The sequence below is a fragment of the Microaerobacter geothermalis genome, from assembly GCF_021608135.1.
Classification (GTDB): Bacteria; Bacillota; Bacilli; order DSM-22679; family DSM-22679; genus Microaerobacter; species Microaerobacter geothermalis.
Genome location: NZ_JAKIHL010000002.1, coordinates 66605 through 79030, shown reverse-complemented (window position 1 = coordinate 79030; position 12426 = coordinate 66605). Strand labels below are relative to the sequence as shown.

At 42.5% G+C, this 12426-nt stretch carries 9 protein-coding genes; 8 read left to right on the top strand and 1 reads right to left on the bottom strand.

The genetic code is table 11. From position 1 onward, the window contains the following. Positions 1-5 precede the first annotated feature (5 nt). The 8 genes from L1765_RS02425 (at position 6) to L1765_RS02390 (ending at position 10893) form a co-directional block, all read left to right on the top strand. Complete coding sequence (locus tag L1765_RS02425) at positions 6-926, top strand: fumarate hydratase (protein ID WP_236404294.1); 921 nt, start codon at positions 6-8, stop codon at positions 924-926. Between the two features lie 254 nt (positions 927-1180). Beyond that, positions 1181-1780: a fumarate hydratase C-terminal domain-containing protein gene (locus tag L1765_RS02420; protein WP_236404291.1), complete on the top strand. Its 600-nt coding sequence runs from the start codon at positions 1181-1183 to the stop codon at positions 1778-1780. 342 nt (positions 1781-2122) lie between these two features. Beyond that, positions 2123-3889, top strand: a complete 1767-nt coding sequence (locus L1765_RS02415; RefSeq protein WP_236404287.1) for an N-acetylmuramoyl-L-alanine amidase — start codon at positions 2123-2125, stop codon at positions 3887-3889. 222 nt (positions 3890-4111) lie between these two features. Further along, positions 4112-4828, top strand: coding sequence for a FadR/GntR family transcriptional regulator (locus L1765_RS02410; RefSeq protein WP_236404284.1), 717 nt, complete (start codon positions 4112-4114; stop codon positions 4826-4828). A gap of 33 nt (positions 4829-4861) precedes the next feature. Beyond that, on the top strand, positions 4862-6196 hold the full coding sequence (locus L1765_RS02405) for an FAD-binding oxidoreductase (RefSeq protein WP_236404281.1): 1335 nt from the start codon (positions 4862-4864) through the stop codon (positions 6194-6196). Then, complete coding sequence (locus tag L1765_RS02400; RefSeq protein WP_236404278.1) at positions 6197-7513, top strand: (Fe-S)-binding protein; 1317 nt, start codon at positions 6197-6199, stop codon at positions 7511-7513. 2 nt (positions 7514-7515) lie between these two features. After that, positions 7516-8943: an FAD-binding oxidoreductase gene (locus tag L1765_RS02395; RefSeq protein WP_236404270.1), complete on the top strand. Its 1428-nt coding sequence runs from the start codon at positions 7516-7518 to the stop codon at positions 8941-8943. Between the two features lie 150 nt (positions 8944-9093). Further along, positions 9094-10893: an L-lactate permease gene (locus tag L1765_RS02390; protein ID WP_236404253.1), complete on the top strand. Its 1800-nt coding sequence runs from the start codon at positions 9094-9096 to the stop codon at positions 10891-10893. Between the two features lie 167 nt (positions 10894-11060). Here L1765_RS02390 and L1765_RS02385 read toward each other — a convergent pair whose 3' ends face one another. After that, the gene (locus L1765_RS02385) at positions 11061-12290 is read right to left on the bottom strand and encodes an MFS transporter (protein WP_236404250.1); all 1230 of its coding nucleotides are present in this window, start codon (positions 12288-12290) and stop codon (positions 11061-11063) included. Positions 12291-12426 lie beyond the last annotated feature (136 nt).

The window sequence follows — 12426 nt, the reverse complement described above, 5'->3', positions numbered from 1 at the left end:
AAAAAATGGCAGCAATGAGAATGCAATCCAATCCGTCAATTTGGGAATTGACGGAAATCAATTACCATAAAGTTGAGGAAGTGATGAAAGACCTCTACATACGCGCTTTAAAGGATTTGCCGGAAGATGTAAGAATTGCCTTGAAGGAGGCATATAGAAGGGAAGAAAGTCCAATTGGCAAAAAAATATTGGAAACCATGCTTCAATCCGTAGAAGTTGCCGATGATAAATCCCTTTTGGTTTGTCAGGATACAGGCATTCCGGTATTTTTTATCACAGTGGGTAACAACGTGCGTTTTGATGGTGTAAGGCTGGAAGAAGCCATAAAAAAGGGAACAAAACGAGCCACCAGGGAACATCCCTTTCGGTCAAGTATTTGCTCCTGTATTACCCGAATCAATGATCAATCCAGCACTGGCTCGAATATACCTGTTATCCATTATGAATTTATTCCAGGTACCCATTTGGAAATTCTGTGTCTCCCAAAGGGGTCCGGTTCAGAGAATATGAGCTTCCTAAACATGCTTATTCCAGAAGAAGGAATCAATGGAATAAAGAGATTTGTCCTTGAATCTGTATTCCAGGCAGGGGCCAACCCTTGTCCTCCTTGTATTGTTGGGGTAGGAATTGGTGGTTCATCTGACCTGTGTATGAAGTTGGCCAAAAAGGCAACAAGTCGCCCTATTGGCTCCTCCCATTCCGACCCGCTGATTGCCAAATTGGAAAAAGAGCTGCTTGATTCCATGAACCGCTTAGGAATTGGACCGAACGGGCTGGGTGGAAATACCACGGCTTTAGCGGTTCATGTTGAAGCCGCAGATACTCATATTACCATGAATCCGGTCGGTGTAAATATGATGTGCTGGGCGGCAAGAAGGGCTAAAGCAGTTTTTTATTCCGATGGAAGCCATTCGGTCATGACTTAATCAATGCACCTATAGATCCGGAACTAAAGATTTACACGTCTGCTTGTCGAGTTCGGACCAGATGTGATTCATGTCCGCTCCGAGGCTAAAGAACGGAGCCCTCAAAAACATCTGGGTAATTCAAAGATGGAGTCAGTTTGACGGCTAATTCCCGTTCTTTTGCCCCTTCGCTAAAGCACGAACTCGAAGGCAGTCTTAGTAAATCTTTAGTTCCGTCCGTATATATACTTTAGAGTGAACTGGAGGGTTCAAGCATGCAGCTTCATCAACTTCATCCGCCATTTGATACTAAAACTGTTGAATCCCTAAAAGCAGGGGATATCGTGGAAATCACGGGAACTGTTTATGGTGTTCGTGATGCCAATCTAATTCGTCTGTTTCAGGAAAAAGTACCATTACCTAAGGAACTAAAAAGAGAATGGGAAGGAGCCGCTGTGTTACATACTGCTCCCAGTGTGAGAAAGGATGGAGAGAATCGCTATGTTCCCATATGTGTGGGAACGACGACCAGTACCCGAATGGGCCGGTTTACCGAAGGATTAATGACCCAATTTGGAATCAAGGCATTTATCGGAAAGGGGGGCTTTTATGAAGATGGGGCCCAAGCAATTTTTAAACGAAAGGGGGTTTATCTTTCCATCGTCGGAGGAGCTGCTGCCTTGGAAACGACTCAAATAGAGGCTATCGAAGGGGTTTGGTGGGAAGACCTAATTCCGGAAGCCATTTGGAAATTTCGCGTTAACCAATTGGGTCCCCTAATCGTCTCCATTGATTCCCATGGAGGGAATCTTTATCAGGAAGTGAAGGCAAGGGCTAAGAAACATTTGACAAGTATGATAAAAATACTAAACTAAACGCACATGACTCTTCGGGTTTCAAATTGATTTGAAACCGTATTTTCATATCAAAGATTCACATGTTCGCGTGTAGAGTTCGTCATAGGAAAGTTTCTTCAGGTGGAGAACGGAGCCCTCAAAAACATCAGGGTACTTCGTTTAGATGAGGATGTATAAAAAGTCCGGTATAAATGTCTGGAAGATATTACAAACTGTTTTTTTGCTAGTAGAAGGAAAACTTTCCTGGATTACCAACGTCTATTTTAGTTAGGATAAAATTCGACATAAAGTAGGCTTCGTTCAGATGGAGTTTTTTGAACGCAATTCACCGAAGATATAGACGTTGAGGGAGAGAACAAGATGTGGAGGAAGCTGATTTGGTATTCTGTCATCCTTCTACTAGCGGTTATCATAATGCCGATTCAGACGGGTGCACAGAATCCGGATGACATTCATTTGGTTATTGAGGGGAAAACAGTGACTTCTGATGTACCGCCAACGATCGTAAACGGAAGAACGTTGGTGCCCGTCCGTTTAATCACTGAACAGTTGGGAGGAACGGTAACCTGGGAACCTGAAACAAAAAAAATATACATAACTGGAGAAAATATTTTCCTTGAACTTCAATTAAAAAGCACCCGCGCATTGGTTAATGGAAGGGATGTGATCCTCGATTCGCCGCCTGCTTTAATCAATAACCGGACCTTGCTTCCCCTTCGATTCGTGGGGGAATCCCTAGGAGCCAATGTGGCTTGGGATGAAGCAACACGAACGGTAATCGCCAATCAAAGGATTTCCCTATTTGTAAATGGAGCGGATTTAAAAGAAGAGGGAAAAGTTTATAAAATAAATGAGTTGCTGTATGCTCCCCTGACAAAGGTAGCCAGTCGTCTGGGAATCGATATGGAATCCGGAGCTGATCTCCATTCGATTAATATAAAAATGGATGAAAAGGAACTAATCGTCTCCGATGGAATGGAGATTGAAGGATTTAAGGTAAAGGTCCTAGATTCAGAGATCGTAGTACCTGTTTCTTTTTTTGCAGCTGTTCTAAATGTAGATGTTTCTTTATCAGAGGATGGTCGTCAAGTATCGATAGATAAAGTAACCACCTTGGAAGGGATTATAGAAAAGGAGAAAGAGGTTCTGTTAAATATAAAAGGAATTAAACCCCAATCCTTTTACCTTGTCGATCCCCACCGTGTGGTGATGGATTTTCCAAATACCGTTTTATCGGATCAACTTAAGGAAAGCAGTCAACAAAAGACGGGTCAAACCTTTGAGAAAGAAATAATATCGGATCAGGAAACGGAACATCTTCAGGAAAATATGCTAGAATCTGATTCGAAAATGAACCTGGAAGCCTCCTCATCAGAAGGACATGTTTTCGTTGAAGCAGAAACATCTCTATCAGACGAAAAAACTCAAGAACAAACTCAGAATTTGATTAAAGAAATCAGGTATAGCCAGTATAGTATGGCACCCTATACGGTACGGGTAGTTGTGGAATTAAATCAACGGAGTAAATACTCTATATCGGAAACAGAAGATGGTTTATCGGTAAAACTAGACCCGATCCCCCTTTCTGAAAGATATCTAATCGTCATTGATGCCGGGCATGGCGGGCAGGATCCCGGGGCCAGGGGACTGGCCGGAAATTATGAAAAGGATTTAAATTTAATTGTTGCTAACAAATTAATACAAGATCTGCAGCAATACCCTGAGTTTGAGGTGGTGGCTACCCGTACAGAAGATGTTTATTTGACTCTCCAGGAACGGGTAGATATCGCAAATCAACTGGGTGCAAAACTCTTTTTGTCTATCCATGCCAATTCATATATTCCAAAGGCCCAGGGGTCAGAAACATACTATTACACCCCACAAAGTGCAGATTTTGCCCGATTGATTCATAAATATCTTCTCAAGGGAACGAAGCTTGCAGATAGGGGGTTAAAAACCAACAGATTTTTTGTGATAAAAAATACAACCATGCCTTCTGCATTGGTTGAAATGGGGTTCCTGTCAAATGTTTATGACAATCCCATTTTAATGACAAGGGAGTTTCAGGAAAGGGTAGCCAAATCGTTGGCGGAAGGCATAAGGGAATACTATCTGAACGATGAATAAGAAGAAAAGAACTATCCGATACGAGGCTATTGAATGGAGCCCTCAAAAACATCTAAGTATGTTGATGATGGAGTCAATTTGAGGGTTAATTGCCGTTTACTAGCCTTTTTGTTTTTTTATTTTTTCAAAAAATTTTGTATTGAATAAATAATGTGGATATGATTTAATAAAATCAAAAATTGGTTATCAGATATCTGATAATCATGAATGTGTGGTGATCAAATGGAATTGGAATTTCAGGCAATTACACCACGAAAAATATCTGATGAAGTATACAATCAGTTAAAAACCATGATTCTAAACGGCAAATTTCCTCCAGGCAGCAAGCTTCCATCTACCCGTGAACTGTGTGAACTCTTTAATGTTGGAAGATCTGCGATTCGGGACGCGTTATCTTCTCTTAAAGGAATGGGATTGATCTCCATTAAGCAGGGTGAAGGAATTTTTGTCAATTCTTATAACCCATCCCTTATTTTTCACAGGATCAGTCTAATAAACTCCCAAGATGTCATAAAATTATACCAAGTGCGAAAAATGTTGGAGGTCGAAGCAGCGGGTTTAGCATCCATTAACCGAACATCTGATCAGCTGGAAAAGATGACCAATGCCATCTCGCAAATGGAAAATCCGTCAAATGAGACTATGGTGTGGCAGTCTGATTACCAATTTCATATGGCTGTTTCCAATGCTACCGGTAATCAATTTCTTCATCAACTGATGATTTCTATCTCAGAATCCATGAAAAAAGCAATTTTTGAGGTTCACCATTTTATTTTTTCTGATCAGAAGGTCGCAAAAGAAATGGTCTGTCAGCATGTCCGGATTTATGAAGCCATTAAAAACGGAGATGCTTCAAAGGCCAAAGAAACTATGCGTCATCATCTATTAGAGGTTGAATCGATTATTTACGAACATTTAGGCATAGACTCCAATTTTTAAAATTGATTAAGCAACAAAGGGGGAAAGAGGGTAATGGGCATTGCTTCAATGAGCTTGGAGGAATGTAAAAAAAAGTTGATGTCAATGGTTTCAGAAGAAGACGTAACAGAACTCGAAGTCCCGTCTGTCTATGGGAATGATGGAAGGATCATCGTCTATCCTAACGAGGAAAAACAAGTGAAAGAACTCCTTCATTTTGCCCACCAACATCATCTTACGGTTATACCTGAGGGTGGAGGGAGTAAAAAAGGAATGGGGGGAATAAACGAGACGGCAGATATTCTACTTTCCTTGAAAAAAATGAAGGGAATTGTCGACCATTCAGCCGCAGATCTTATCGTAACGGTCAGACCGGGAACCACTCTGGAAGATATTCAGCGTCAATTAGGGGAGAAAGGTCAAATGATTCCCTTAGACCCTCCCTGGCCACAGTATTCCACCATCGGTGGCATTGTATCATCCAATGCCAGCGGACCCAAGAGAATGCGATATGGTTCAGCAAGAGATCATGTGATTGCTATGAGACATGTTTACCCGGACGGGAAGATCATTCGCACAGGCGCGAAGGTTGTAAAAAACGTTGCGGGTTATGACATGAATAAGTTGTCTGTTGGGGCCATGGGAACCTTATCGGTGATAACGGAAATTACTTTGAAGCTGCGCCCTATTCCTCCGGCAGAAAGTCTCGTTGTCATTGGTTCGAAAAATGGAATCGAGCCTCTTGCAGTTCTTTGCCAACTGATTTTGGACTCACAGATTGAACCGTCTTCCTTGGAGATTTTAAATCCTATACTATCCAAAAAATATTTCTTCACTGAAGATTACTGTTTACTGATATCCTTTGAGGATGTAGAGAAATCTGTGGCCTATCAGGAAAAATGGCTGAAATCCCATCTAGACTCCGATTTGTATTTCATTGATCTTAAAAAAACAGAGGAAGCAAGGAACTGGTGGAAATCATTTTCGCAGCTTCCTCCCATATCTAGTCGCCCAGAAGATGATTCTGTGATTGGATTGAAGATAGGCACTTGGCTTGCTGATGTTCCCCAAACCATTGTTGAAATTCACAGGATGGTTCTTGAAAAGGAAATAGAGGCAATGGTTCACGGTTCTGCTGGAACCGGAATTACTCAAGTTTATATCAAGGATTCCGGTACGGAAAAAATTTTCCAGCTGCTGCAATCTTGGCGTCGGTTGTCGGAAAGCAAGCAGGGGTATCTTATCGTTACCCATGCTCCTCTGTCTTTCAGGAAGCAATTTGAAACATGGGGAAGAAAAGACTTCTTTCATACCCTTCATTTGGATATCAAGCAAAAAATAGATCCCAGATGGATATTAAATCCGGGTCGTTTTGTGGGAGGGATTTAGATGGCAATCGGCAATTTTTTATGGGAAGATGCTCCTTCTGAAGATAAATATTCGGTTTGTGTTCACTGCGGCATGTGCCTGGAGTCTTGTCCTACTTATCAGGAGCTGGGATTAGAACACCAATCCCCCAGGGGTCGGGTTTACCTGATAAAATCCGTGGCTGAAGGCCAAATGGAATTAAATTCGTTATCCATGGACCCGATCTTTACGTGTCTCGATTGCCGCGCTTGTGAAACGGCATGTCCTTCCGGGGTTAAGGTGGGTAGTTTGGTTGAGGAAGCGAGGGGACAGGTTTTTAAGGCCATCCCGGATCCGTTCGTAAAACGAAATGTGAAAAAGTTTTTCCTGCGAGGCGTTTTTGCCAACCAAAAATATATGCATTCCCTTGGTAAAATGACTCGATTTTATCAAAAGTCAGGACTTCAAAAATTGGCCAGAAAAACGGGAATGCTACGAATTCTTCCCGACCATTTGCGTGAAATGGAAGCGATTTTGCCGGAGATTCCGAAACAGCCGTCCGTTGAGTCCATTCCGGAAGTGACTTCCCCTGAGGGAGAGAAAAGGGCTAGGGTGGCGCTATTGACTGGCTGTGTGATGGATGTCATCTTTAGCGAAATCAACGAGGCCACGGTCCGGGTACTGGCCAAAAATGGATGTGAGATTGTGGTGCCGAGGGAACAAAATTGCTGCGGTGCCCTGCAAATTCATGCAGGCGATCGTGAGACCGCCAAAATGCTTGCTAGGAAAAATATTGACACTTTCCTTTCCCTTGATGCAGATAAAGTAGTTGTTAATGCGGCAGGCTGCGGTGCTTTTATGAAGGAGTATGAAGAACTGTTTTGTCATGATCCGGAATATCGGGAGAAGGCTAAACAGTTTTCCGCCAAAGTGGAGGACGTTTCCAAATTCCTTTATGACTTGGGATTCCGGAAACCAAAAGGGAAAGTGGAAGCCAAGATTACTTACCATGACGCATGTCATCTGGCCCATGCCCAGAATATCCGATTTGAACCCAGACAGCTTCTTAAGGAAATACCCGGAATACAATTGATCGAGATGCCTGATGCTGATCGCTGCTGCGGAAGTGCAGGTATTTATAATATTACTCACCCAGAGATGGCCGGAAGGCTTCTGAAGAGGAAAATGGAAGATATACCGGAAGAAGTAGAACTGGTCTCCATGGGAAATCCGGGATGTATGATGCAGATGGCTTTGGGGGTCCATCGTCACCATCGCAATGAAAAGATTGTGCATACCGTACAGATACTTGACTGGGCTTACGCCAAAGAATCGGAAACAGAAGAGAGGGGAGAATAGAAGTGGAACGGGACTCTTTGATTAGTCAATTAATCTCTATCCTTGGATATGATGCGGTGATTTACAAAACGGAAGAGCTAAGAACCTATGAATGTGATGGATATACCATTGATAAGGGTCTGCCAAGAGCTGTGGTGTTTCCTTCCAGCACAGAAGAGGTATCCAAGGTGGTTCGCCTATTGCATCAAGAGAAAATTCCCTTTATCCCAAGGGGAGCGGGAACGGGTTTAAGCGGAGGAGCCATTGCGATCGGTGGGGAAGTGATCATTAGTTTAGTACGGATGAAGAAACTTCTGGAAGTGGATTTTCCGAACCGTAAAGCTGTGGTACAGCCCGGATTTATTAATCTGAAATTAACCAACTCCATAGCCGGAAAAGGGTATTATTATGCTCCTGACCCCTCCAGTCAGCAGGCTTGCACCATCGGAGGAAATGTTGGGGAAAATGCCGGAGGAGCCCACTGTCTGAAATATGGGGTAACGACCAATCATATCCTTGGGCTTGAGCTGGTATTGCCCAATGGAGAGGTGGTGGAGTTGGGAGGAGTGGCGGACATGCCCGGATATGATTTGGTGGGGATATTGACCGGATCTGAAGGGACTTTGGGAATTGTCACTAAGATCACTGTGCGGATTTTAAAAAAACCGGAAGGAGTAAAAACGGTTTTGGCCCTGTTTGACAGTGTAGAAGATGCCAGCCAGACCGTATCTGACATTATTGCTACTGGAATTGTTCCAGCTGCATTGGAAATGATGGATAAAACCGCCATTCAAGCCGTTGAATCTGGTGCTTTTCCCGTGGGTTACCCTGAGGGATTGGAAGCGGTATTGATTGTGGAAGTGGACGGAATTAAGGATGGAATCGATGACCAAATAGAACAAATAATCCGTGTTTGCAAAAAACATCAAGTAAGGGATGTGAAAGCTGCCACTTCAGAAAAAGAGAGAATCAGATGGTGGGCAAACCGGAAAACCGCCTTTGGGGCTATGGGAACTATTTCTCCTGACTATCTGGTACAGGATGGGGTGATTCCGCGAAGCCGTCTGCCTGAAGTTTTGAAAGCGATCCGGGAAATCAGTGAAGATTGCGGATTAAGAATTGCCAATGTGTTTCATGCCGGCGACGGGAATCTTCATCCGCTCATCCTATTTGATGCGAGAGTTCCTGGGGAGACAGAAAAGGCGGTTAAAGCCGGTTCAGCCGTTTTAAAGGTTTGTACGGATATGGGCGGTAGCATAACTGGAGAACATGGCGTTGGTATAGAGAAAAGAGAAGAGATGAGATTTATTTTTAATGATGAAGAATTAAAAGCGCAAATTGCCATCCGTGAAGTGTTTAATCCGGAGAATTTATGCAATCCGGATAAAGTGTTTCCTATTCCCGGTAGATGTGTAGAGATAAAGAAAGCAGAATATGAAAGGGTGGATTAAAACTTAAAATTTTCTAAAAAATCAGTATTGATAAAAAAATAAACCTATGATTTAATGTAAGCAGATAGAGTTACCTGATCACCTGAAAATCATAAAAAAACACAACATATTTTGAACTTATTGTCTAATTTTTTAAGGGGAGGATCGCTTATGAGTATTGGTGTGTTGTCTTTTCTTTCATTGCTGCCAATTATCGCTGTTGCCATTTTCCTTGTATGGCTAAAATGGCCAGCCAGCAAAGCCATGCCTATTTCTTACATTGTTGCGGTATTGTTGGCCTTGTTTGTTTGGAAAGTGCCTGGAGCTCAGGTAGCTGCTGCTTCTGTCAATGGGTTAGTAGTTGCAGGAACCTTGCTTTATATTATCTTCGGTGCCATTCTTCTTTTAAATACCATCCAGGAAAGCGGAGGACTTCAGGTGATTCGACAAGGTTTTACGGATATAACACCGGACAGACGAATTCAGGTGATCATCATTGCTTGGCTATTTGGATCATTTATTGAAGGTTCAGCCGGTTTTGGAACTCCAGCTGCAGTGGCGGTTCCCTTGTTGGTGGGGTTAGGATTCCCGGCTTTGGCAGCGGTTACAGCAGGGATGATTATCCAAAGTACCCCGGTTTCCTTTGGAGCGGTGGGAACTCCAATATTAGTTGGAGTAAACACGGGTTTGTCTGCTGATGAGGGGATTAAACAATTTGCGGCAAATCTCGGGTATGCAGATTGGACACAGTTCCTGTATTTTATTGGTGCTAAGGTAGCCCTTCTTCATGCAATTTCTGGTACTCTTGTTCCCCTTTTGGTTGTTGTCATCATGACCCGGTTCTTTGGCAAGAACAAATCCTGGTCAGAGGGGCTGCGGGTTTGGAAATTCGCTCTCTTTGCAGCTTTTTCCATGACTATTCCTTATCTCATTGTTGCCAATGTATTAGGTTCGGAATTCCCATCCATGTTTGGCGGATTAATTGGTTTGGCTATCGTCGTTTCTGCGGCAAAGAAAGGATTTTTACTTCCAAAGGATGGGTATTGGGAATTTGATAAGAAGGAAAACTGGGATCCTGAATGGGTAGGGAAAATTGAAATAAAAGAGGTTCATTCAAAAAATGGAAAGATGAGCATGGCGATGGCGTGGTCACCTTATATTTTGGTTGCATTATTTTTGGTTCTGACAAGACTTAGCTCCCTTCCATTCGGTGCCTGGTTCAAGGCATGGGTAGTTAAATTTCCTAACTTATTTGGCACCAGCATTACGGCAAGCTTTCAGCCGCTATACTTACCAGGCACCATATTTATTTTAGTTTCAATAATTACCTTCTTCCTTCATAAAATGGATGTTAACTCCTACAAAAAGGCTTGGGCATCATCTGGTAAAACGATGATATCTGCTGCAACCGCTTTAGTATTTACCGTTCCTATGGTTCAGGTATTTATCAATTCTCAGGGTGGAGCCGCCGGTTTTGAAAAGATGCCGATTGTTCTTGCTGAAGGAACTGCAGCATTAGCCGGTTCAGCCTGGCCATTCTTTTCACCTTTTATTGGTGCACTTGGCGCATTTGTAGCCGGAAGCAATACGGTTTCTAACATGATGTTCTCTCTCTTCCAGTATGGGGTAGGGGAAAGGATTGGAGTAGACCCCACTTGGGTAGTTGCTCTTCAGGCCGTTGGTGGAGCCGCAGGGAACATGATTGCCGTTCATAATATAGTTGCCGCATCAGCAGTCGTTGGTCTAGTTGGAAAGGAAGGGATTACCATACGTAAAACCATATTTCCTATGACCTATTATGCTTTGCTGGCAGGATCAGTAGGGTACTCCGTTCTCTATGCCGGAAAATATGGATTTTTCAATGTCGGAACGATTTTGGTCATACTAATTGCCATTGCTGCCGTTTGGTTTATTGCTTCAGGAGTAAAAAATTCTAATCCCCTTGATACGAGCAAAGGCAAAGCTATATAAAGGAATCGTAACATTATTTTTATAGCTTATAAGAAAAGGGCCAATGGAAATCGATCGTTTCCATTTGGTCCTTTTTCTTTCCATGCTTTTTTTGTTTTGGTTCATTTCTACTTTATCCAATGGCTAAGTGCCTATAAGATTCACAAGTCGAGTTCGGCATGGTAAGCTTACTTGATATCTTTGATTTTTCCCAGCCAGGCATAAAGAACGTTGCCTGATACGAGAAGGGTGGACAATAAATAAACCAGGTATGGAGAATAACGGTTGGCCAGATATCCGCCAAGCAAAATGGCGAGGGGAGAAAGGGAATTATTAATCATACGGTTGGCTGTCATAACTCGTCCCAATAAATGAGTAGGCACAATTTCCTGGCGGAGGCTCATCATACTGACACCCACGAAAATACCAATAGCCAAGAGCAAGGTATAGGAAATGGTTAAGGTGACGACCGATTGATCGATTAAGAGAATCCCGATTCCAATTAAAACACCCAGGGCACCATACCGGATCATTTGCCCTTTGGTAATTCTGTTATTCACCGGTTTAATGATGAGTGTGGTAAAGAAGGAAAATAGCCCACTAACCCAGAAAATGGTGGAGGTTTCAAATGCTCCGTAACCTTGAATTTCTTTGCTCTCAAAGATAAAAAGACTGGTAGCAGCTTGGATGCTAATATTTATTAACGCACTAAAAATGGCAATGGGCATCAGTACCGGATGAGTGACCAGATAAACAAACCCTTCTTTCATGTTGTGTAAGATGGTTTGGGAACCGCTGTTTTCTCTGTTTTGTTTCATCGACTGATTGGGAACAAAAGAGAGAAATAGAGCGGAAAGGAAAAAAGTAAGCCCGTTAAAGGCAATGGTCGCAATGGAACCGATAATCCCGATCATAAAACCGGCTAGGGCGGGTCCGATGACTCGCATAATTGTGGCCACCATGGTCAATTTGGCATTCGCCTCTGTAATATCTTCCTTGGCAACAATAGAGGGCATATAAGCATCCGTTGCAGCCTCAAAGAGTAAAGTTAAGATAGAAAGAAGAAATGCGGTGATATAGATTAGACCAATCCAGGTAAATCCCATCATTACAGCAATGACTAGCAATGTAATCACCAGTCCTTGTGAAATGTCTGATAGAATCAAAATCTTTTTCCGGTCAGCGCGATCTACCCAAACGCCGATAAAAGGAGAAAACAGCAGAGCAGGAAGAAGTTCGAGGGCCATGGTGTTGGCAAATTGAACAACTGATCCCGTTATTTCCAGTACAAACCAAGGTAATGCGAGCAAATATAACTTATCTCCCAATTGAGAGATGACTCTCCCCGTAAATAAAAAAAGAAAGGGTTTATTCCGTGCTAAAGAGGGCGAAAGAACCATATTTGATAGAAAAGACATACTACTCCTCCTAAAAATACCATTACTTTAGATCAGTCTATAAATTAGTTTAAATTACCTCTTCTTCAGATTCTCTACAATTTGGGAATTTCCTTCTTTCCTTAGAAGTTTGAAATTTTTTTGTAGTAAAACACTC